The sequence below is a fragment of the Vibrio sp. 378 genome, from assembly GCF_033339435.1.
The window spans coordinates 442,188-466,146 of the sequence record NZ_JAWOUO010000001.1 but is presented as its reverse complement, the minus strand read 5'-3'; the positions used below and the strand labels follow the sequence as shown (position 1 = coordinate 466,146).

19 protein-coding genes are annotated in these 23,959 nt (G+C 43.8%); 3 read left to right on the top strand and 16 right to left on the bottom strand.

Annotation, left to right across the window (positions count from 1 at the left end):
• Positions 1–6: 6 nt before the first annotated feature.
• The 3 genes from tssJ to R7Q48_RS02005 are packed head-to-tail and all read right to left on the bottom strand — an operon-like array spanning position 7 to position 2,602.
• Positions 7–507: a type VI secretion system lipoprotein TssJ gene (gene tssJ, locus R7Q48_RS02015; protein WP_318132127.1), complete on the bottom strand. Its 501-nt coding sequence runs from the start codon at positions 505–507 to the stop codon at positions 7–9.
• Complete coding sequence (locus R7Q48_RS02010; protein WP_170890159.1) at positions 500–1,993, bottom strand: type VI secretion system-associated FHA domain protein; 1,494 nt, start codon at positions 1,991–1,993, stop codon at positions 500–502. Before R7Q48_RS02010 ends, tssJ begins: the two co-directional genes overlap by 8 nt.
• Before the next feature lie 9 nt (positions 1,994–2,002).
• A complete protein-coding gene (locus tag R7Q48_RS02005; RefSeq protein ID WP_017633753.1) occupies positions 2,003–2,602 on the bottom strand; it encodes a hypothetical protein in 600 nt (199 codons plus the stop codon).
• Positions 2,603–3,105: 503 nt separating this feature from the next.
• Here R7Q48_RS02005 and R7Q48_RS02000 point away from each other — a divergent pair.
• Genes R7Q48_RS02000 through R7Q48_RS01990 form a run of 3 tightly spaced genes read left to right on the top strand, consistent with a single transcriptional unit; the run spans position 3,106 to position 8,320 of the window.
• A complete protein-coding gene (locus R7Q48_RS02000; protein WP_053304695.1) occupies positions 3,106–4,419 on the top strand; it encodes a type VI secretion system ImpA family N-terminal domain-containing protein in 1,314 nt (437 codons plus the stop codon).
• A gap of 27 nt (positions 4,420–4,446) precedes the next feature.
• On the top strand, positions 4,447–7,836 hold the full coding sequence (gene tssM / locus R7Q48_RS01995) for a type VI secretion system membrane subunit TssM (RefSeq protein WP_053304694.1): 3,390 nt from the start codon (positions 4,447–4,449) through the stop codon (positions 7,834–7,836).
• A gap of 31 nt (positions 7,837–7,867) precedes the next feature.
• A complete protein-coding gene (locus R7Q48_RS01990) occupies positions 7,868–8,320 on the top strand; it encodes an Lrp/AsnC family transcriptional regulator (protein WP_005373369.1) in 453 nt (150 codons plus the stop codon).
• Positions 8,321–8,374: 54 nt separating this feature from the next.
• Here the strand turns inward: R7Q48_RS01990 and tssG are convergent, their stop codons facing one another.
• The 13 genes from tssG to R7Q48_RS01925 all read right to left on the bottom strand — a co-directional run bounded on the left by tssG (position 8,375) and on the right by R7Q48_RS01925 (position 23,901).
• Positions 8,375–9,373 (bottom strand): type VI secretion system baseplate subunit TssG, encoded by a 999-nt coding sequence (gene tssG / locus R7Q48_RS01985; RefSeq protein ID WP_005373373.1) that lies wholly within the window; start codon positions 9,371–9,373, stop codon positions 8,375–8,377.
• Positions 9,370–11,118, bottom strand: coding sequence for a type VI secretion system baseplate subunit TssF (gene tssF, locus R7Q48_RS01980; RefSeq protein ID WP_053304693.1), 1,749 nt, complete (start codon positions 11,116–11,118; stop codon positions 9,370–9,372). The genes tssG and tssF overlap by 4 nt, the downstream gene beginning before the upstream one ends.
• Positions 11,119–11,128: 10 nt before the next feature.
• On the bottom strand, positions 11,129–11,539 hold the full coding sequence (gene tssE, locus R7Q48_RS01975) for a type VI secretion system baseplate subunit TssE (protein ID WP_033906409.1): 411 nt from the start codon (positions 11,537–11,539) through the stop codon (positions 11,129–11,131).
• A gap of 61 nt (positions 11,540–11,600) precedes the next feature.
• On the bottom strand, positions 11,601–13,076 hold the full coding sequence (gene tssC, locus R7Q48_RS01970) for a type VI secretion system contractile sheath large subunit (protein WP_005373378.1): 1,476 nt from the start codon (positions 13,074–13,076) through the stop codon (positions 11,601–11,603).
• 8 nt (positions 13,077–13,084) lie between these two features.
• Positions 13,085–13,591 (bottom strand): type VI secretion system contractile sheath small subunit, encoded by a 507-nt coding sequence (gene tssB, locus R7Q48_RS01965; protein WP_005373381.1) that lies wholly within the window; start codon positions 13,589–13,591, stop codon positions 13,085–13,087.
• Positions 13,592–13,617: 26 nt separating this feature from the next.
• Positions 13,618–15,192 carry a type VI secretion system protein TssA gene (tssA, locus tag R7Q48_RS01960; RefSeq protein ID WP_318132125.1) on the bottom strand — a complete coding sequence of 525 codons (1,575 nt, stop codon included), beginning with the start codon at positions 15,190–15,192 and terminating at the stop codon, positions 13,618–13,620.
• Positions 15,179–17,179 carry a serine/threonine protein kinase gene (locus R7Q48_RS01955; RefSeq protein WP_053349228.1) on the bottom strand — a complete coding sequence of 667 codons (2,001 nt, stop codon included), beginning with the start codon at positions 17,177–17,179 and terminating at the stop codon, positions 15,179–15,181. The genes tssA and R7Q48_RS01955 overlap by 14 nt, the downstream gene beginning before the upstream one ends.
• 237 nt (positions 17,180–17,416) lie before the next feature.
• Positions 17,417–18,361, bottom strand: coding sequence for a hypothetical protein (locus R7Q48_RS01950; protein ID WP_256902758.1), 945 nt, complete (start codon positions 18,359–18,361; stop codon positions 17,417–17,419).
• Positions 18,354–19,346, bottom strand: a complete 993-nt coding sequence (locus R7Q48_RS01945; protein ID WP_213914913.1) for a DUF2169 domain-containing protein — start codon at positions 19,344–19,346, stop codon at positions 18,354–18,356. Before R7Q48_RS01945 ends, R7Q48_RS01950 begins: the two co-directional genes overlap by 8 nt.
• On the bottom strand, positions 19,327–20,652 hold the full coding sequence (locus R7Q48_RS01940; protein ID WP_230237993.1) for a hypothetical protein: 1,326 nt from the start codon (positions 20,650–20,652) through the stop codon (positions 19,327–19,329). Before R7Q48_RS01940 ends, R7Q48_RS01945 begins: the two co-directional genes overlap by 20 nt.
• A gap of 94 nt (positions 20,653–20,746) precedes the next feature.
• On the bottom strand, positions 20,747–21,229 hold the full coding sequence (locus tag R7Q48_RS01935) for a hypothetical protein (protein WP_064376245.1): 483 nt from the start codon (positions 21,227–21,229) through the stop codon (positions 20,747–20,749).
• A gap of 2 nt (positions 21,230–21,231) precedes the next feature.
• Positions 21,232–23,310, bottom strand: coding sequence for a type VI secretion system tip protein VgrG (tssI, locus tag R7Q48_RS01930; RefSeq protein WP_136976736.1), 2,079 nt, complete (start codon positions 23,308–23,310; stop codon positions 21,232–21,234).
• 72 nt (positions 23,311–23,382) lie between these two features.
• Positions 23,383–23,901, bottom strand: coding sequence for an Hcp family type VI secretion system effector (locus R7Q48_RS01925; protein WP_005373415.1), 519 nt, complete (start codon positions 23,899–23,901; stop codon positions 23,383–23,385).
• Positions 23,902–23,959 lie beyond the last annotated feature (58 nt).

The window sequence follows — 23,959 nt, the reverse complement described above, 5'->3', positions numbered from 1 at the left end:
TATCCCTTAAAAGTAAACCTGTTCAATGCCGCGAGTGTTATCAGAAATTAACTCACTGCCCTCTAACTTGAGCTTGATGTAGTACTCGCTCTTCTCTTCAATAACTTCCACTTTTCGCCAAGACGAACCATCAATATCACGAAAAGCCACTGAAAAACCGACGGCACGAGTGTCAGGGTCTAGAGTTAGCATTTCATGAACTTTTCCACCTGGCTGTATTTGATATTCGTAACGTTTGATGTACTCATCACCCAACGACGCTTTATCGCTCTCAAACAAGGCAAAGAAATCTAAGCTTCGGAACAATACTGGCGAACTTAATTCGTGAAGACGGAGAATAACTGGAGATGACTGGCCCCCATTTCTCATATTGAGTACAGGTGATGCCTCAATAACCAATTCAATCGACGAAGTTTCTGGTGTGATACCAGTGGACTCTTTAAATTGATCCCACATGGAACAACCGGACAACATGGCAAATCCGAGTAATACGGCGATACTACGCATGGTTTCCCTTAATCACTTTGTTATAGTTTTTCTTAATCAGCCCTTTTAAGGATGTTTCATTAAGCAGGCGACGATTATTAGTGTAGAAATCTAGGTATTCGGCCCACAGCTTTGACTTAGTTGAGAACAAAGACTGGCTAGCGACCCTGTTAGCAAATGCTACGGGATCGTTCGTTTCTGACTGTTCTAAAATGAGCTCATTCAGTGCTTTGTTAAACATAACTTGGTGGTCGTTCAGCTCATCGAGCATTTGTTCAACCAGTTCATTTGGAGCCAGTAATTGCTGACTATTCAAAGTAAGCATTAGCTCTGCGATGTTCGAGTTAGCCTCACTCGCACTCTGCTCATCTTTTAACGATTCCACTTCGTGCAACTCTTTCTGTAGGTTATCAATACATAAACGCAAGCAAGTGCCCATTTGCTTGAATAACTGCGCCTCGTTTGTCATCAACTCTGGATTTCGAATACCCAAACCATCAAAAAACGCTTGCGCTATATCTTGAGAGCAAACGGCCGCATCAGTATCGACTTGTGCTTTCGTCGTGGTGTTTATCGCATGCTGTGCCGTAGGTATTTGAAGTTGCTGATTAGTGTTAGGAGAAGGCGTAAAAGATTGGGTCATCTCTTCCCATTTTGACCCTGTATTAGCCTGCTCTATGACCATCTCAGTTACATTAGGCGTACGATGTTGTCTTTGAATCGCGCTATCTGGGGCTACTGTGCCAGGTTGCATCACCTCAGCTGAGGCAATATCGGCTCTATGTGGCTTACCGCTTTCTGGCGCTAATGCGTCATTGACTGATGCGTTACTCTTGGTTTCCGCAGCCATCCAGTCTTCAGGGATTAGGCTTGGTTGATCAAATTCGGAATATATACTGAAACTGTCATCGACCACCTGACGCGTGCTTTCCACGGTTCTAGGTTGTTCAGATTCTGTACGCTCATTATCACGAATTAAGTAATCGTCATCTCGCTGCATCGAAAAGTTAAGGTGAGCAACAGGATCATGACAATCAATGTCATCCTGTTTAGTCTCCATAAACAAATCTTCTAAGGCACCGACTTTTTCTTCCTCTTCGACAACAGCATCTCCTAGACTAACCAGAGGATCGCTAGATACTCGCTCAGGAGCAATATCAGCGGCGATGTCTAGTGTTGAGGTAACGTGCTCAAGAGAAACACCAATCTCATATTGCCCTAAAGAAATGATGTCGCCATCAACTATCGCAACGGGTTGATTTTTTAGTATTTTATTCCCATTTACCATTGTGCCGTTAGTTGATACGTCACTTATATAGTAGGTATCTCCATACACGCTGAGCAAACAATGAGTGCCCGAGATAAAGCGGTTGTGATCGGCTAAAGACACGCTACAGCTTGGGGAACGACCTATCGAACCACCACTTTCAGGCATTTCAATATGCTTTGCACCGGTGTATTCCTCTGGACACTTTGAGATAAATAAAACTAGCTGATTTGAGTACATTTACGAACCTCAAAAGAGCAAAGAAACTGATAGTTCAAGCCCACCAATTCCATCATTTACAACCGGAAGGATATAAGAGGCCTGCGGGATAATTTGTATATGGGCGTCAGGATTACTGCCTAACTTTATAGCAGTACCAAGGGTCACAACCGCACCTAACTCAAACTGGTCGATGTCTTCAACACTCTCATAACGATAGCCCTCTTGGTCTACTTGCCAGCGATTAGAATATTGCGAGTAACCGACAGACAAGCCCGCACCAACGTATGGCGTGAAAACACTCCAAGAAGTCAACGCATATTGAGGAACAACACGAAGTTCATAGTTCGTCGCTTCTTGATATAAGCCGTTTGCTGGCGCTTCAATATCTTCTGCTAGATAGTTTAGCCCTAACCACCAACGCCAACGGTTATTGTTTTCATCAATAGGACGAGTATGAACCAAGCCGAACCTAAGCGTATCCTGCTCACCACTTTTACCTTCATCGTATTTAATGCTATCGATAGTCAACATACTGGTAGAGAGTCCATATCGCTCCCCTTTTGCCATTGCAACAGAAGAAAATAGACACATGGCTGAAATCAGCCCAATTTGACTTGGTTTTAGCATTTCGTCCCTCTAGGAAAACCGATATTCTACTTAGAGGCGAAAGATATCAATTATATTCTCTTTTTCAATAAGCCTAAAAAAACACCTATAATTTAATACATTTCAACTATCAGGTTGGTTGTTTTACCTACAAACAAAAACTAAAGAACCGACTACAGATTAAGTGACGAGACAGTAAATCTTTCTATTTAAATAGAAGTAACAGAATTTGATTGCTAATTGAACAAAACGTAATCTCCGATAACAATTTAGTTACTTTTTAATCAACGTTCTCATCTTCATATATAAGTTCCTTCTTATAAATAGACTTAACTATTGATATTAATATTATGAACAAAGATCACACTAAAAGTAATTTAATTTCTTTTAATGAATTTTTATTATCTAATCCGCTTATTTTGTCTATAGAATTGCGGCAGATGTGCACTGCTTATAATTTAATATAACAGTAGTGAAATCCTATATAACTTAATACTTCTATATGATCAGTTGGAACTTTCCTTATGTTTTTTACCGACTTCGCTCGAAGACCAATCGATGAAAATAACCCAAGCGGCTCTAATCCTAATGGTTCTGAGGATTTTGACGAAATTAAACGTCAAATAAACAACCTGAATAAAGTCACAGGGAGAGTCTCGTGGAAAACGGTTCAAACACTCTCAAAAAAGATCTTGAGTACCCAAGCGAAAGACCTACGTTGTTGCTGTTACTTTACCGTTGCATCAACCTATAACGACGGCTTAAGAGGCCTTGTCGAAGGGTTAAACTCAATACTTGATGTATGTGTCGTATATTGGTTCAACGCGTATCCAGAGCATTCAAAGTCAAAGGCACGAATGAGCGCTATTGAATGGATGGTAGAGCATACTGAAAAACGAATTAATAAGCATCGGGCGTTACCAGAAGAGCTTCCATTGATAGAGGCAGCACATCAATTATGCTTGAGGATTGAGGAAGAGCTTCGTCTTCATTACGGTATTGAAGCGCCGTCACTAGGTCGCATTCGCCGTATTTTGAATCAATGGATTGAGCAGATAAAAGAACAACAAATTGCGGCTGAGTTACGCGAGAAAAAACAAGCCAACACTAGCGCTCCTGCAGCAACGCAGAAGGCACCTGAAATTAAAGTGAATGTGTCTCCCTCTCCGGTACCGGTGTCATCACCCAACCTAAATAGCCAAGAGAAAGCATCACCGGCAAAGTCTGGTCGATTTATGATCTACTTCGTTATTGGTTTGATTGTTACTGCGATATGTTCACATTTCATGTACGAGCAACAACGTTATCGAACATTGGAACAAAAAATTAATCAAGCTTCACTTAATGAACTTGTAAATTTGGTCGCCTCGTTAGATTACGAAAATAAAAAATATGCTCAGTCATTGAAAACGCAGGCGATTAATCGTGTCGATATTATGATGAATAACTGGTTTTTAGACTCGGCAAAAGTAAGTAACGTCAGCGAGCTCGATAGCTTGACCAATGAATTAATCGCGATCTATCCGGATTCGTCTTCTGCACAGCAGCTACGTCAAAACTTTTTGACACAGAGCGCCCATTTAGAAGACCAGTTTATGGATGTTTATAAGCGATTCTCAGACGCAAGAACGGTGTTTGCCAACGTAGCTAGACAGAATGTAGATAAGAACTCTGAAAAGGCGTACGAATACAGTAACTCGTTATTCCCGCTTTTAGGTCGTATTGAATACGCTGAAAAGTATTCACAGCAAAAGGAAATTGACCGCGCAACCCTTTTACTGAACATCTACCTATATAAATTGAGTCAGCTACAAGCTGAAAAAACTGACAATAAATAACAATACAATTAAAGAAGTTTTAGGCTTATGTTCAAACAAAAACTGTTTAGAAATCCAGTGGTGATTTCTACCATATTAATGTTTTTAGTGGCTGCAATTATCACCACTATTTATCTGCTTTTTCTTGACGAAATCGATCAACTTTATCTTTGGCTGACCCTTGGTGCTATCGCCATTGTTTACGTCATTTTTCAATTCACATTATGGTTGAAGAAAAAGAACAACGCTAAAGCTCAACATTTGGAAACCGAGGAAGAAGCACTTTCTATGGTTATCCAGCCTCTTCTTGCTAACTCAGGCAAGAAACCAATTTACCTGATGCTTGGTAATAAAGGGTCAGGGCGACGTCAATTTTTATTTAATTCTAGTGCAATCAAACCGATGGATCGCACTAGAACCGCTAAGAATGACTTTTTTGAATGGTACGAATCTGACAGCGCTGTATACATCAAACCAGACCAACGCTTAGTGTTCCAGGAAGTATCAAGCAGTGATGCTTCTTTATGGAATACGTTCATTGAAGAAGTTATTCATCATCGACCTCGAAAGCCATTTTCAGGCTGTCTATTCTTCACCGATTTCGAGTTCATGATCGTCTCTGAGCCAGAGCAAAAAGAGTACACCATTTCGTCGTTATTGGCGCGCTTGAGTAGCATCAACTCTAAAACGTCTTCGGCATTGCCAATCTATTTGATTATGTCAAAGCTAGACAAGTTAGATGGCTTTAAAGAATACATGCACTTTAGCTCTCTCAAGACACGTGTTGAGTTCCTCTCTATCCCACTAAAAGAAGCCAAAGGTGTATTTGCAGAGTACTACCGCGATAGCTATCGAAATCTAGTGAGAGTGCTTGAAAGTAATGCGCTAGATGCATCCGCTAATTCAACGGACATTGATGAGAAACAAGCAATACTCGCTTTTCCTAAGCAGTTTGAGCTATGTCAGTCTGAGGTCAGCTATGTGCTTGAGCGTCTATGTGATGTTAACAACGGTGTCTATTCACTAGACATCCGTGAGATTTTCTTTAGTTCGAGTCTGCAAGGCGGTCGCAAGTACAATTTACTTGCAAAAAGTTGTAGTAATTACTTCAACTTACCTATTATCGCGTCAGAGCATACTCAGTTAACAGAAACGCCTTATTTCTCTCGCTTTCTGATTGATTCACAAATATTGCCGGAAAGCGACTTTGCGGGCGAAAACAAGACGTATCTTCGTCTAATTCAGAGACAAAGCCGTTTGGCAATACTCGGCTCTATTATCCTGCTTACTGGGGGCAGTTACTTCTTTTTCACGACATTAGACAGTAACTTACATGTGATGAATCAACTCTTGAGTATCGATGACAAATCGCAAGTGGAGCAAGATGCAAGATTCAATGAGCTTTTAGCGAAGGCGACGAAAGCAATAGAGCCTTCTTATGGGGCGTGGCTTAAAGGTTCTAAGGCTTTGGATGAAGAGATATTACCACTCAACATTAGCCGTTTGGATCAAAGCACTCGCATCGCTTACGAAGCATTACTTAAGGACGTTGCTCAACAGTTGATACCTCTCATTGAGAAAGGTTACCGTCTACAACTGACGCAAAATCAAAACACTTTTACACGCGCTTTACCTCTATTGAAGGGGTATCTAATGCTAAACGATCCAACAAAGCGTGATATCCGTTTTTTGCGTCATCAAACTCTCCAAATGATGAACGACTTGAGCAACCAAAGTGACGTCGTCAATCAGGCGATGCGCTATTTGGACGCTTACTTTCGCACGCAGTTTGAGCCAATTGATATCAATATGGATCTTGTTCGCGCAACACGTCGCTCATTGCTAGCAAATTCGAATGTTGATCTCGTTTATGCAGGCATTTTAAACGAAGCAAATTCGATTGATTTAGGAACCCTAGATCTGCAACGAGCTGTGGGTTTTGAGTTTAGCAATGTATTCAACACACCAATCGATAGTGAACGCTTGATCGTAGATAAGATCTATACCTCCACTGGTTTTAGCACTTTTTATCGACCACGCGTGGACCTAATGTCACAACAAGTCATCAGTGACAACTGGGTTTTAGGTCTGTCACAACACGTTATTCCTACTAGTGAAGAACAAGAAGCCTTCAAAGAGGAAGTACGTAAAAAATATACTGACGACTACATCAGTAATTGGCGCAATGCGCTGAGTGAACTAAAAGTCCAGAACTATGACAATGTCGGCGACCTAACGAACGCGATAGACTTAATCTCGGGCCCTTCTTCACCAATGACAACCGTACTGAAGCAGGTCTATGCCAACACACAATTTTCACCCGTTGGTGAAAAAAATGCTCTGATTTCAAAGCTAGACCCGAAACTCGTGGCAGCGGCAGACTCCGCATCAGACGCAGTAGAGGAAGTAGTTAAGCCTGATTACTTGTTGATGAAACGTGTTGAACAAGCTTTTCACTTATTAAACCAACTTCAGGTCAGTGAAACACCAAACTCCCCTACTCCTTGGGATGAGACCGTAACAGCGCTAAGCCGTGTTCGCACGTATATGAAAGACATCGCTGATGCACCTGACCCGCAAATGGCGGCGCTAGCGGCAGCTCAGCATCGAATGAACAGCAGTGAAGCTGACCCATTAATAAAACTTAAACAGATTGCCCAAAAATCACCGGAACCCGTTCGTAGCTGGTTGTTAGATGTGGTTCAACAAAGCTGGTCAGTCATGATTAAAGAGTCCGCTAAAGGCATTCAAACCCAATGGTACAGCGAGATTTACACCAAGTTTAAAGAGATAGGGCTAGGACGATACCCATTTGATCTAACAGCGACCGAGGAAATCTCAATTGAAGATTTTGAATTACTGTTTGCTTCCGGTGGTTTGTTAGACACATTTATTCAGAAAAATTTTGCACCGTTCTACGATACCAATTTATGGACGCCAAAACAGGTGGATGGCGAGACGATGCCAATCTCTCCGGCTCTGTTAGTGCAACTGCGTAACTATAACGTTATTCGAGACACATTAATTAATAAAAGCACTAACCGCGTTCATATTCCGTTTAGTGCAAGAGTACTCGATCTTGATTCTAGTGCGATTAGAGCGAGCTTAAAAATTGCAGATACCAATATAAGTTACTACCACGGTCCAAGCCGCATTCGTGAAATGGCATGGCCACCGCAAAATGGTGACTTCAATATTAGTATCACACTCCAGGATGTAACCGATGAAGGCAGACAGCACGTTTTAAATAAGAGTGGTCAATGGGCGATATACAGATTGCTAGGTGACTCGACCTTGACAAACACTCATAACGGCAGCTTTGTCAGTGACATAAAAGTGTCAGGGAGGGACTTGAGCTTACGCATCACTCCGTTGACACAGAAAAACCCATTCACTCTTGCTGAGCTGTATAACTTTACGCTCCCAGAGTCGATTTAATAACAATATAAAAACAAAATAGGCAGAACACATGATTTCAAACATGACTTTACAAGGTTTAGATAAATTAGATCGAAAAATACTTTCAAGTCTATTGTCGAATGGGCGAGAGTCGATTGCGAATCTATCCCGAAACATTGGTTTGTCTCGAACAGCAGTAGCAGAAAGAATTAATCGTTTAGAAAAGACCGGTATTATCAAAGGCTATACCGCACAGATTCGTGTAGAAAATGAAGGGCGAAAAGCCGCTAGTTATCTACTGATCTCTTGTGAAAAGGGTAAGAAGAATGATGTAACGAATGCACTTAAAGAAATCCCTGAGGTTCGCTTAACGAGCGTTGTTGGTGGCAACTTTGATATTATTGCCCTAATTGAAGCGCCCGACCTGCAGTCTATTCATCATCTTTGTAATGAAATTGAATCATTTAACGGCATTCAAAGGCTTGATACTACCGTTGTACTGCACCAGCCGATCAGTCGTTAAGCTTTTCTGACCTCTTTGAGGAAAACATAAAGGGCCGCTCGTTGAGCGGCTTTCTTATATGCTTCCGATAAGTCGAATTTTGGCGTCTTTATCCCCTGGGTTGCCTAGCCAGAACGTTTGACCTAGTTGATTCCCTTCTCCATTACCCAGTTTGTTTTCTGGAATACTGTCTAGGTTAACTGTCAACTTTAGGTCCCACGACATTGGGTCACGCAGAATAAAGCGCATCAAGCCCACCAGCGTCTTATGTAACTCACCATCGTAGGAAAACTGCTTAAACGTTTCAAAATCAATGTTGTCGATACACAAGTTAAACTTGCCGTTCAAATCCGCAATGCTTTGTCCCAAGTGTAAGCTTTGCCCCAATACACAATTGGAACGATTGAGTTTGTTACGCTGGCTTTCAGCGATTTCTACACGTCTATAAACCCATTCTTCGATTCGCACATTCGGCAGTGAAAAGTAGTGCGAAACAATACCGGAAATAAGCTTAGGTGAACGTGTACGCGTAGATAACTGGTTCACGTAAGACAGAACTTTCGCTCGATCTAACTCCGCGACTTCACAATCTTGCATAACACTAGAGAGACCAGCCAAATGCAGTATGCGCCCAGAAAACGCATCGCTTGCCCCGCTTTTGTACTGCACGTGATATCGGTATTTCTTCCAAACACGATACAGTAAGCTTGTATAGCGATTGTGGAAAAAGTCGAAGAAATCCTTCACTGGGTTATCATCGGGATCACGACCGACGAGTTTCTCAGTGTAAGACGCAGGCAGGGGCGAGCTTGAACCATGCAAGCCAAGAAAGTTCGTCTCAATACGTGAATATTGCTGTCCGTTTCTTTCCATATGAGTAATAAAGTCCATATCACTCTTTGGAAAGCACAGGTTTGGCGACACGCTGAACTCAATTCGCTCTTGGTGAAAGTATTTGTTCTCGCCCACGGCAACAAAGTTTGAGTTTGGCTCCAGCTGGTAGTGTTTCTCTAACAGCAACACCGCTTGGTAGAAACTAAACTCATTCGACTTATCAGAAAGTGTATTAATCATAGTATTGTCTGCTGCCCGATTAGGCTTGCCCAGTTGTAAACCTCGCCCGTCGCTTCATCGAACACCTCTAGTTCGGTAAAGGAGTTCACACTCGAATACAAACGGATAAATTCATTCAATACCGTGGCCATAAGGAACATATCGCCTTCATTTACGAAGAACTTAGAGTCCGTCACGAGCTTGAATTGGTTACCACGCACAGATACACCACGAAATACGCGATCGATTGGTTTCATCTCTGAAGAAATAATGCCATCAAGTCGATGAATCGACGCGCGGTGGGCTTGTCTATCGACTCGAGAGTGGAAGTCGTAAGTCGAGAGCAACACTTTCAACACATCGATATTGGCCAAAGACAAGTAGTTGAGCGACATGTTGGCAATCAGCTGCCATTGAAGTTCACCATTAACCTGAGGACTTACTGACTGTGTTGGCTTAGTAATGTTTTTAAACGTCGCATACGTTGGCGATTTGTGCGTCGCGTACGTGATATCTCCTACTGACAGGCGCTCCGCTAAGTCCGCGTTACTGCATTGCAGTTTCATCAATACTGTTTCAGTCCCTAAATCCGCGATGTCGCCATTGTGAGTATGGAATGAGATATAGCGCTCTAACCCTCTTCCGCTTACTCGCTCGCCCACTTTGGATTTGTAGAACTCTCGCTTATCACGCTGGTTGATTTGGTGCTCAAACGATTCAAATTCAATCAGTGGTTTTCGGCGACGCTCGTCTTTACTCCAGCTCTCCACTTGCTCAATGGAATAAACCTCGTAATGCTCTTGAGTGTTACTTTGTGGACGCACCTTGTACTCGTTTCGTCGATGCTCTAAACGGATTGGATCGCCGTCTTTTTCAAACAAGTTAACCGCAGGTGTGCAGTGCAACCTTAAGTGTTTATCTTTAAGTACCACTTCTGAAGGCAAAGCACGCTTAAAGTGGAATTTGATTTTGACCGTGCTGCGTTGCGGAATGCCTTTTAGCCACTCTAAGCCTTTAATGTCGAAGAACATGAACTTATCTGGCAAAGAGAAGAATTCTTGCAGCAAACGGTAGCCTGCAAAGGAGTTTTTGCTATAAGGCAGCAGCGCCTCGTCCTCTTCATGCCCGACTGGCTTAACGTACTCTGGCCCTAAACGATGTTTGTAGCCACCACCAACATCCAACTCGACGTAATCTAGATAACGGAACAGCCATAAGAAGACAGTGCGAGTAACATGAATCTCACCATGCAGGTGCAAACGCAACGTATCTAAACCGATACGAGACAGCTCAAGGCCATGCTCCGTCGATAACGTCACATCAATCATCGAGCTGGTGCGGCTGTTAGTTTGTTCAATGTTAGTAATCGTAATTGGGTATAGATTGACGTCATAACAAGTACGGAACAAACACTGCGTGCCTTCTACCTGCTCGCTGGCCATTTCCGCACCACGTTTCACCACGGTTTTCTCAGTAACACTTCCGGTATGCGGTTTTAGTTCGCTAATGCACAAAGACGGAATCGAACGCATGTAATGTGGCCACAGCAAAGTCATCAGAGATTGCGTTAGCTCAGGAAGTTCATCGTCAATCTTTTCGCGGATGCGTCCGGTCAAAAAAGCAAAACCTTCCAGCAGTCGTTCGACATCTGGATCAAAAGTTCCTTCAGAGAGAAAGTGAGTTAACTTCGGATGATATTTGGCAAACTCACTACCCGACTCGCGTAAATACGTGAGTTCATCTTGAAAGTATTTACTGTTACTCAAGTGGCACCTACTAAACGTTAAATTGGCCGTCGGTTCCCATGTAGACATCGATCGACATTGGGACTTTACCGCCGTTATGGGAAACTTCGCCGCGAATACCAAAGCCGAGTTGTAATGGATTATGGTGGTCTTCACGGTAATGAACCTCGACATTAAACAGTCGGGGCTCAAAGCGTTCTATGGTTGACGTGATGTTTTTTTGAATATGGCGAACGAGGTTTGTGTTGTTAGAAAGTACGTCGTTAAAATCTGGCAGACCATACTCATTGTCGATCATTGCGTTGCCGGAGTGCGTATTCAACAAGTCAGCGAGATGCGAGTGAATGGATTCAATCAAATGCTTATGAGACACCACTTTCTCGTAGCAGTTTTTTGGTTCTCCTAGCTCGATCCTCTCTAAAAGACGGTAACCTTTTTCCATATGCGATCCTACGAAAAAAGCAGCCAGTCTTCACTGGCTGCTTGATGGTTTCAGTAATGGGTTATTGGTCTAGCTTACCAACTAGAGACAAGTCGAAGCTTGCGCCCATGTACTTGAAGTGAGGACGTACAGACATCGATACTTTGTACCAGCCTGGATCGCCTTCTACGTCTGATACTTCAACCTTCGCAGCACGAAGCGGACGGCGACCACGAACTTCCGCTGGCGGGTTCTCTTGGTCAGAAACGTATTGACGAATCCACTTGTTCAATTCGATTTCTAGGTCAGAACGCTCTTTCCAAGAACCAATTTGCTCACGCTGTAGCACTTTGATGTAGTGCGCTAAACGGTTGATAATGAACATGTAAGGAAGCTGAGTACCTAGCTTGTAGTTCATCTCGGCTTGTTTGCCTTCCGGCGTATTCGCAAACACTTTCGGCTTTTGAACAGAGTTTGCAGAGAAGAACGCCGCGTTGTCAGAACCTTTACGCATGGTTAGCGCAATGAAGCCTTCTTCTGCTAGCTCATACTCACGACGGTCAGAAACCAGGATCTCGGTTGGGATCTTAGTCTCGATTTGACCCATAGCTTCAAAGTTGTAAACCGGTAGATCTTGTACAGTACCACCGCTTTGAGGACCAATAATGTTCGGACACCAACGGTACTTAGCAAATGATTCACTGATCTTAGACGCCATCGCGTACGCTGAGTTGCCCCATAGGTAGTTATCATGGCTGTCTGTCACTTGCTCATCGTAGTCAAACGCCTTAATTGGGTTATCTTCTACAGAGTAAGGCGTACGTAACATAAAGCGAGACGTACATAGACCTAAATAACGTGCATCTTCGTGCTCACGCAGACCACGCCATTTCGCGTACTGTGGACCTTCGAATACAGACTTCAGATCTTTTAGGTTTGGCAGCTCTTCGTAGCTGTCTAGGCCAAAGAATTTAGCCGATGCCGACGTGATGAATGGTGCGTGAGACATTGCGCCTACGTTCGCCATGTATTCCATCAGTTTGATGTCAGGCGAAGAGGCAGACATAGCGTAATCACAAATGACGGCGCCAACAGGTTTACCACCGAACTGGCCGTATTCACGTGTGTAGATTTGCTTGTACAGGCCAGACTTCACCACCTCTGGAGCGTCTTCGAAGTCATCAAGAACTTCGTCTTTCTTCGCAGAGATCAGTTCGATTTGAATGTTCTCGCGGAAGTCAGTGTGATCAACCAGGTACTTAAGGCCACGCCACGTTGATTCAATCGCTTGAACTTCTTCGTTATGAAGAATTGCATCAACTTGCTTAGACAATTTTTGGTCGATTTCAGAGATCATCAGATCAACCAGAGATTGGTCGACTTTCTCTGTGTTCGAACTGCTTAGTAGCTCACTGATGAATGCTTCTACGCCGCGTTTTGCAACGTCAAAACCTTCATCACTTGGCTTTAAACGTGTTTCGTTAAGAATGCTATCCAGAAGTGAGCCTGATTCAACTAAGGCTGCTTCTTGTTCTGGCGCTTGTGCTTCTGCAGACATGATATCCCTTACTCTTCTTTCGCGTCTTGGTCGTTGCCAATGCTTAGTTCATCCAACAGTTTCTTTCTCGCTTCTTCATCTTGAAGAACCGATGCGATCTTCTTACGGAACGCAGGAACATTTCCTAGAGGACCTTTAAGTGCAACCAAGGCTTCGCGAAGCTCAAGTAGGCTGTTTAGTTCAGGTACACTTTTCGCGATCGCTTCAGGAGAGAAGTCCTTCATGTTTTGGAACGTCAGATCAACACCAATCTGGCCGCCTTCTTCATCAGAAAGACGGTTTTCAACGTTGACTTTAACGTTTGGAGACATGCCCTCTAGCACTTCGTTAAAGTTGTCTTTGTCGATGTTAATTGGAGTACGTTCTTCAATTGGTGTCTCATCTGCACGCGCAGTAAAGTCGCCAACTACCATCATGCTTAGCGGCAGCTCTACGTCTTCTTGCGTATCGCCAGTTGCTGGAACATAACGGATATTAATTCGCTCTTTAGGAGCCACCGAGCCGTCACGTGACATAATTCGTTCCTTATCTAACTCTTTAATTAGTCGTAAATTGCTTTCCACTCTTCATACTTCTCAGGTAGAAGATCCTTGCTTCCAAATAACCGATGGAGTGTTTTTCGAATTAGGTCTTCTAACTGTGACGATAAGTGGGGTTCCCAGCTCGCGAGATTAAACGCTTTTTGTACTTCCCACCCCTTCTCAAGATACGGCAAACACAACGGGTATAATCCAACAGACTGGTAAGCTGCTATCAATTGTAAATACAGCATGAACTGCCCACGTCCCGAGCTATCCAGCTCAAGTTTACGGGCAAGCTCTGCGGCACATTCCCCTAGATTTTCTAGAGTGATATCCTCCATTGGCAGCGAGTCTTCCTGCGAAATCACAACCGTTTGAACAACGGGTTGAGAAGTCGAAGAAGTAGTATCTTGAGTCGATAACCAGCTCAAGGTCGCTTCATCTGCAAATGGTATAGAATTCTTAAATGAGAGGTGCTCGATGCCCTCTAGCGATTCAACAAAACGCGTCACTTCTTGTTTCACAGCAAACGCTGCATCATCAAAGCCCAAGTTATTAAGCATCGAATACACGAAGTAATGGCCCGTCAGCCAAAACGGCGCATCCGTTAATGTGCGCTCCAAACGCTTAATGGTGTCGATGTCGCTTTCTTGGTCAGCTTTATCTCGGTATTCCGCTTGTTGATCGGACGACACTGCCAAGCTCAAAGGCGTTTGATTATTTTGGTGGTCGGGTAGACCATCAATGTCATCCCAAGTCAGATGACGATAAATCCGGTAAGCCAGCGGATCACTTGGGTTCGCATGAAGCATGACTTCCGCAACCTTCTTCAAGGTGCGCTTAGAAGCCGTCGGCGAAGAGAAGTCCGTATCGACATCCACTTCTTTTGCCACCGCTTTCTTAACTGGCGCAGGTTTAGGGGCCGGCGGAACCGCCTTCACCGGTGCGGTTTGCACTTCACTCTGCGCTGGCGTTTCTGCGGCAGCAGGCTGCGTAGCTGGTGCAGGCGCCGCTTGTTCGACGTTAACGACTGCTTCATCGCTCTGCTCATCAGCCGCCGCTTGTTGAGATAAAACATTGAGTTGAGTGCGAATCTCAAAGAAATCCGCTTCTGAGTCTTGATAAACCTCGTCGTACTGACGCTGCACTTCTTCAATAGTCGAAATGCAGTTTGATACCAAATCCCATGACTGAGCGCTTTCCGCTAACTTGCTGCTGACCAGTTTAAACTGATGGTTCAACCATTCGACCGCGCCATCTCGACCCCGCTTTCGCGAAGGATGCAGTTCAACGCCAAAGCGATTTAACGCCTCACTAAGCAGCTTCAACCCTTGTTCAAAGCCTTGCAGACCAAACTCTTCTGTTAGCGCGCGAACGAGGTAACAAATGGCTTTTAAGTCTTTACTGTGGTGCTCTAGAACTTCAGTCGCGTGCGTTTTTACCACGCTCCAATCTACTGTTTCGCCAAACAAGGAACCGAATTTCTTCACTTCGGACTCCATCATTTCATAGCAAAACTCGTAACGGGCATCGTTTCCCACTGGAGATTCATCAGAAATAGGATTAAGCAGACGATCGATATCAATGTTGGACAAAATTCACGTCTCCTTCAGTCAAGTAATCTCTCAACGCACGCGCTACCGCAATTGCGCCATTTGCTGGCTTAGATAATCGATGGCTCTGCTCAATCGCATCCGACGCCATGCTATCTAGAATTTTCGTGATTTCTGTAAATTTACTTGGTGCATTCCGTTCTAAATCGGCAAGGGATTCATGTAGCTTTTGTTTGTCGTAAACGGATTGCTCCATCACGGTGCTAAACAAAATAAATTCGCTTCTTGCGACGATTAAATCCTTTATTTTTTTGTCTAGTTCTGGCGTATTACCGAAGTAGGCTTTGGCTAATTCGGCTTCTTCAATTGCTTTGGTGTAAAAGTGCGCCTCTGCATGTTTATCGATGGAGTCATTAATATTTTCCATCACAGCCTTTGGTAAGATTTGGTTGTAAAAATAGGCTTGTGACTGGTTTAACAACCATGCCTCTTTCATTTCATTTTCTGCGAGCTTAGCTTCACCATCTAAAATTAAGCGAGCAATCTGCTTATCTCGACTGCCAGCTATGGCAGATACTTTCATGGAATCGATAGACGCGACATTTAACCCAGACATCACTTTAGTCAACGCCTCATCCGCATATGGAAACAGAGCACCGTCACGAACAAGGGTTTCTCGCAAGGTGACAAGCTCCTTACGTAATTCGACTAATGCCATTGGTAAGCCATCCGCTAACGATTGATACGACGTTAACTGAGCCTGTTTTTCTTCATATAAATTCGAGAGGCTTAACTGCTGAGCTTGATATGCTGTTCGATAAGCTTCTGTCATATCAATACTCTGAGTAGCTTGAGACAATTCTTCTTTGATTTTCCATGGAGGCTGAGCCAAAAAAGAAGCCGTTTCAGAGGGCGTAATAACGTGAGTTACAGTAGTGACACCTCGGGAAAAAATGGCATCCAATTGATCTTTATTCTGTTGATACAAATAACTTCCTGCTGTTGCCAGCACACTCAACACTAAGCTCGCCTCTAATATTTTAAAGCGACCATACGCCGTTTTATCATTTGGCTTACAGTGTGTAAGCAGCAAGTCCGCGTTACGCAAGCTACTGAAAATTGGTGCGTTAGAATTTGAGCTAATTGATTGCGTATCGATTCGCGCTAACTGTTGAGCAAAAGAAATAGCGGTATAGCCATGCCCTCTTGGTTTGTTGATGACTTCTTTCAGCAATTTCCAAATATGAGCCGGGATCAAAGCCGGACGCTTTCGGTCTTTTAACTGCTTATTCCAAGCATCACCAAATATTGAGCCTAAAAATAGATGTCCAGCGAGCAAAGCGAGAGAGTAAACATCATCTTGCGGTTCCGCGATGCCAGTTTCTATATAAAGAGGGGAAGCGTAGCTCAAGCTTGCTTCTGCGTAAGGTTCTGTCTCTCCAATGTAACGAGCAGCGCCGAAATCAATGAGCTTAACGTAATCGCCTTCACTCACTAATACGTTAGATGGTTTAATATCAAGATGGCAGATACCTCTTGTATGCATAAACTCTAGAGCGCCAGCGAGTTGATACACCAACCAAGCGATGTGGTCGTGGCGGAAGCCTTTAGAAGAATGACGCTCCATTTTTTCTGCCAGTGATTCACCTTGGATCCACTCGTACATCAAATATGGGCGTTCGAATTCGTTGCCGATTTTTACAAAGTTAGCCACGCTAGGGTGTTGAGAAAGCTCCAGCCTGCTCGCTTCGTTAATCAACATTTTGCTCGCAAATTCTGGCGAGTCATCATTGATAACTTTGCAACAGATTTGCTTCTCTGGCTGCCCTTTTTTTGCAAGATGGTAAACCGTTGTCTTACCATTTTTAGAAGGAAGCTTGTCTAATACATCAAACTGTGAAAAAAGCACGTACTCAAGCTTCGGCTTATTTTTTTCTGCTAGCCTTTGCTCATTCAGTTTCTTTTTCTCAATAGCTTTAACAACCAACTGATCGATATATCCTTTGGCTGTACTCTGATTATTAGACACTTAGTACTCTTTCATAGAATAAATATTATTAGAGTTGAATAATATTTTCTTGAACGTACTTGTATCAAGGTTGGTATTTAAAACAAACAGTAAGCCTATTATTTTAGTTATTATTACTAACTTATTAGACCTTTTTACTTACGCTTTCACTGCATGAGTTATACGCTTTTTCGTGTTACAAACTTCAACCTAATAATATGAGTATATTTTCATTGCCATTTGATCGATGAGTGCCCACTAACATTGCAGTAATTGGAGAACTCCTTTGTCACCATGAAAGTCGAACATTAACAATGTAGTTGGTTGCTTAAAGTGGTGCTCTCTGACCGCAAAGGCAATTAAAGCGAGAGAAGAACAACTACCCATTGTGCCCCACAACTCATTGATAAGCTGCGGTTGTTCTGGGTTCGTGAATCGTTCTGCTTTCGCCCCCAGAGCAAAGCCGTAATCTTCCGAATGCATGCGCAGGTTCGTCATATCGGAATACACTTCACCAAATGAATCGAGCTTTTTACTCGCACGTTGAACAAGTCGAAACGTGCCTCTTCGGTCTGAAGTGTTTAATTCCGTATCAATGTAGCCAAGCTGCGCTTGAGGCTTAAGTTTCAATGTTTCTACGGTATTTCTTCGACAAAGAATTAAACCCGCCCCACCCTCACTCGGAATAACGCCCCATGGATTATTGGTACTCATTACCATCGCATCGTCGATGAGTGTTTGCATCGAACTCACCAAGGAATCGACACTGATACACATCATAGCATCATATTTATCCAATGATTTCATGGCCTGGAGAACGAAACTAGGCCCACTGGCATGAACAGCATTCACCACAGAGAGAAATTCAGCATAGTTACTTTCACCAAGCCATTCTTGCACCTTTACTCGTGAAACAGACGCAGGCACCGCTATAAGCAAAGGTATTGGTCTCAATGAACGTGGTAACTGTGCTAACAATGAATCAAGCAAGTGGGTGATTAACTCACACGTTTTCTCAAACTGCTCACTTTCTTTGGTGTATTCGATTTTGGCGTAAGTAAAACGCTCGATACCATCATCCCCTACACATTGGTCGAATCTTCCTAAGTCAGCATACGAAACTGCACTAGCAATATCTAAATTCATACCGGTTGGCGTCATCACTTCCATCCCTAGCACGTAACGGCCTGTTGAATTATGCATGCTCGCTTACCTCTTCCAACTTAGTGATGGATGTCGACACCAACAAATGTTCCTTGCCCTGACAAGGAAACGCAGCGGTGTAACTGATTGATATAGTTTTCTTTTCCGTATCAACGAATAAGGTGTACATCGCCATATCAGCTTGATAACTTTGATCTTTGAACGTCGCGATCGCACGGTATTTTTCTTTAGGAATTCGAAATGAAAGCGTGTCATCATGACAAAAGCCACTCATCATCAAACGCTCCCCCCCACGAAGGAAGCCTTTGCACTGTTGATCAATAGGCGCGCTTTGGAAGAACCGCTTATCAAAATCGAGTGGCAACATTGGCTTGCGATTCTCAATCCAATCGTCATCGAACGTGCCGGCCAGCTTCTGGCGCGACTCAAAGAACGGAGGCACTGGCCCGAACCCCGCAACGCGTAGTTTTTTCGCGGCGGCACTCCAGTCCTCTCGGGGATAAAAAATCGAGGGCACTTTCTGTTCAAGCAATTCTTTGTTGGAGTCGGCAACCCCACCACCTATTCGGTTACGTAAATCACCGCCTACCGCGCAAGTGTAATCAATGTCTTTTTCAATAAATGGGACTGGATTGCTCAGCGTGATACTGCCAGCATGCTCAACCCATACGCGTTCCCCGTGAATAGCGAGAGTCTTATCGATATGACCATCAATCAGCACACGACACTCTTGGTATGTCACTGGCTTTTTCGCGTAGCTGCGCGCTTTGCCGTAAACAAGTACATCTGTGTTTTCTTTGGTATACGCGAACTCGTGGTCAACTTTCATCGCAGAGAAGCCTTCTTCGCCCAAATATTGGGGATCATCGAAGATTTCACTTTCACCTAATTCGTGCCAAACCACACCATCGAATTGCCATGTGCGTTTGGCGACTACAACCCAGACTTCATCGCCGTTTTCGTCACGTTGAAAACGACCTTTGAGTGATAGCTCAGGGTGCGCCTCAATATCCCATAACTGCATTGCTATTCCTTAAGTTGAATCGTTCGCTCGCAGAAGGTGCGGCCTTTAAATTGTTAAAGTTCCAGTCTTGTTGATGAATCGGCATTGCCATATCCCAAGGCACGTAGGCTCTGGATTGAATACAGAGTTGACGCCATAGCCAATCGCGGAACAGCACATCAACGTTAGAATCTTGCATCGCAGCTAACGTAGACTCGAAGCTCAATGCGTAACCCAAGCGGCTTGGTAGATTTTGGATATATTTTTCATCTTCCACCCACTCATTGAGCAGATCGACGATCTCTTCCCATTCATACTCGACACCAACATCTTGCGGATTCAGAGGAAGAAGCTTTCCGTAGACGACATACAAGGCTTGAAGCCAAATTTCACCCTCAGCTTCACCTTCCTCCAGACTTTCCAAGTGCTCGATGATTTGGGGTACCAGTTTCCAATCACCACTCAGCGCAAAATCAACAGGTGCTAATGAAGAAGAGATATCAAACGCCTCAAACTCTTTTAACTCAAGTAACTTGGCATAAGTGAGCACTTGCGCTGATGGTAATCCATTTGGTTCGATGCCAAAGCACTGACGGAACCAAGTGCCTCTGTCACGTTTGGTAATCAAACGTTCAAATAGATATTGTTCGCTGCCTGCATTGTCATTGAGCCAATCAATCCCCTCTTTCACGTCTTGTAAAGCGAGCAGTGGCAAAGCAACATGAGAGCTAATAATGCTGGCTTTGTGCCAGCGCTTGATGAGAGAAACACTTAATGTTTGACGTACACGTAAGCATTCAAAGTAAAACGCACTGGATGTCGCATTACCCTCAATAAGCTCCGAAAGCGTGCTATCCATAGATTCAACCGGAGATTGTACGGCAATGACCATTGCGGTTTTAGCGTCAATATCTTCGAGTAAACTCAATCCGCACAAAAGGTTATCCAACTCTGAGCCCAACTCGCCCTGCAGCATCAGCCAGCTGTAGATTTCTGGCTCTTGGCCTCTTAATTGATGAATCAAGCCCGGTGATAATCGATAAAACGACAAGTAGACCTGCTTGAGCTCTTCAATTTGACGTTCAATAAGTTTGAGATACTCCAACTCACGACTTGGATAACCCCTTTTGTGAATTTGAACTCGCTGCCTGATTAAAAACCCGATACTTTCAGAAGCAATGGACAGCTTTTCATTACAGAAATCCAGCCATGTTACTGGCAACTGGGATAGGTCATTCACAGCGCGCTCAGCTTTTGCTAACGCGCCTTCGACTTCTTGATTGGTTATGGGTGCCTTTAGGTGCTCGACACCGATTCTTTGTCGCATCTAGTTATCCGTTATTAGCGTGCCATAACGCGATTGCAATTAGTTAATACAAAGTAATTAGCTAACTCGACGTAAATTAGCTAATGCTAGGTAATTAGTTAATTGCGATCGTTCCGCCTTGAATTTTTTGTGCTTTTTCTGCTTGAGAAGTGACATACTTTGCTTTAGTGGTAATTCGTCCATCGCGCCCGCTATAGCGAGTTTCTGTCTCACCACTTTTGACTACCAACTCTTGTTCTGTCTCGATAACCATCTTCTTCGCTCGCAATACAAACTCGTCAGAGTCATCCAGAATGGAGAAGAAAATGTCCGTCACAAGAGGCAAGCTTAAGTCGTCGTTCAAAAACTCAACTCGACAACTTAATCGATTATCGATAGCCATTTGCAGTTCAGAACGACGAAAGCCACGTCCTAGTCTCGCAGTGAGTGGCTGCTTAAATGGGTTGCCATCAAAATCAACTCGCACACTGCCCGTAGACTCATTGATAGCCACTATTATTCCAAAACGCGAAAAGCAAGCCGTTGATTCGGCTTGCTGCTCTGATATTACTTCTGTTGTAAGAGGTTGTTTTTCCATTGTTAGTTAACCACTACGTTGCCACCTTTCACGACGACTTTGTCACTGCCTTCGATCGTAATAGCCGAGCCTGATAACTTTATTGAACCATCACTGTTCATCACTAAAGAGGAACCACCCGTTTTCAATACAATCTTGTCGCCACTGATAATTTGCGTTGCACCATCAGCTTTATAAGCGGTGTTCCCTTTCACTGATACCGTTAAGTTGCCACCAACCGTCTGGTTATCATCCGCACCAATATCTGAACTCCTAGACGCACCGATAGTAAGGTTACTGTTTTCGCCAATATCTAAGTCATCATTTTTACCGATCTTAGTCGTACGGTTATCACCAATTTCTAAGTCAGAATTGTTTTTCACATACTGGGCTTCGTTCGCGTTGTATGTGACGGTAACGTCTTGCTCGACTGTCTCGGTAAACGTACTGTTTACTTGTGTCGTTTTATGCCCATTAATGGTTTCTTTATGGTCACCATGAACTTCATTCGTTTGGTGACGTGCAACCTTCAAGAATTCATCTTGACCGATATCACGGTAACGGTTGTTGAGCACCTTGGTCGACATGTCTTTTTGAGCGTGAATATAGACTTCTTCTTGGTTCGCTTCGTCTTCAAAACTCAACTCGTTGTAACCTGTTCCTTTGTGCGTTTGCGTGCGGAACGTGGTACGAGTTTTGTTTTCTGGCAAAGAGTACGGTGGGAAATGCAAACCGTTGTAAACTGCGCCCGTAACTAACGGACGATCTGGATCCCCCTCAAGGAAAGTCACTACGACTTCGTGGCCAATACGCGGCAAATAAACTGCGCCCCATGTTGGCGCCGCCATGGATTGGCTTACACGAATCCAACAGCTTGAATGTTCGTTGTTATCACCGTAGCGATCCCAATGGAACTGTACTTTCACTCGACCAAGCTTGTCGGTGTAAATCTCTTCACCTTCTGGTCCTACAACAACCGCCGTTTGAGGGCCATCCACTACTGGTGCTGCTAGTTTAGGCGCTTTAAACACCACATCACGTGGAATACACGAGAACTGGTTGTAGTAAGTGGTTGGCATACCACTCGCTTCATCTTCATGCACTTGCGGATCTTGACCTGTGTGCATTACAGACAACATGAGGTAATCGCGGTTAATCTCAGAACGCGGGTGGTCACTGACGTTAAAGCTGTAACCAGATGCTAAGCGCATTACGTCACTCGTTGCTTCCACTTGTTGATTATCGACTATGTGTTCCGACATCCACTCCGTGGTTCTCACCTGACCCATCAGCGGGTCAACGTATCGTCCAGGATAATCAAACTGCTTGAGATCTTGGTCTAGCTCGCCAGCCTGTGTCATCTCTTGTGGAATTTTAGGGTGTTCGTAGTTGTAATCTGTGTACGTAACCTGTCCTGTTCTAACGCGGTTAACTAACTCGAGATCAGAGATATGTTCGCGATCGGCAACACCGCCACCATCGGCATGATAAACAATCGGCCCAATGTAAGAAGCATTTAGTGGCGAGCTTATCAAAGGTGCAATCGCGTCATTACTGTCGACAATGACCATCGTATGATTTGAATCGCTATGGTCAAAGTAATACCACATACCGTGTTCAGCCATCATACGCTGCACGAAGTGCAAGTCAGACTCACGGTATTGCAGAACGTATTCTTTTGGAGGATAAGTACCCGACACTTCAAATCGGTAATCGGTGACTGCCCCATCATCGAGTACTTCTGTGATGATGTCTTGCGCTGACTTTTGCTGGAAAATACGACAATCTTGGCGCTGAGATAAGAACCAAGCTTGAGGAACCAAGACTAATTGATAACGAGAAAAACGACGCCCAGTCCCTAAGTAACGAACTTCATTCACCACTCCGTTGAACACACGCGCAGCCCCAACACCTTGTCCGTAAAGTGTCAATGTTCCTGCTTTACGTATTAACTCATCGAACGAGATATCTGGATCAAGTGAAAGTAATGAGAGATTGATGTGGAAAGGCTTAGATAACTCTTCATGAACATGAAAGCTCTCAACCCGAAATTCATGCCCACATCCAGGCACTTCAAATTTAAATTCTACGTCATTCACCATATCTTTTACCTGATACAAATAATCGAATTAGGGCCAACAATCGTTGGCCCTGAATCTTTACGCGACGAGCAATTAAGCTTCGCGTGGAGCACGCCAGTCGTCGTTACCCGCAGTACCACAGTTTTCGTGAGTTACTTCGATCGCACGGTAAGTGAACTTAAGCACTTCTTCTGTCACGCGGTCAGCTGTTGCTGCGTCTTGACAGTGGTTCATACGAGTTTGGATATCGACAAGTAGCGCATCAATCAATTTGATTGAGTAGTAGTGCTCTTGTTTACCTTGAACTGAAGTGCGGTAGAAGCGGATCACACACTCAGGAAGTTTTTCGCCAGATACTAGTGCGTTGAATAGTAGTGGAGATGAGCGATCTTGAACTTTAGTTACAACAAGTGGACGGTGTACACGTTGACCAGTTGGCTGACCACTTTGTGGATCACGTGGAACAGTTAGCACGTGATCAAGTTCTTGTACTAGGAACTCATCAACATGAGCTTCTTGCCATGTGTTACCTACTGAATCTGCAGAGTAAGTATCTTTAGTAATATGGCCTTGAGTCTCACCTTGGATAGACATATATGCTGGAGTTGGCATCGCTATTTCCTTTTCTAAAATCTGTTTTGTTTAAATCACCAAATCGCTTATCACCGCG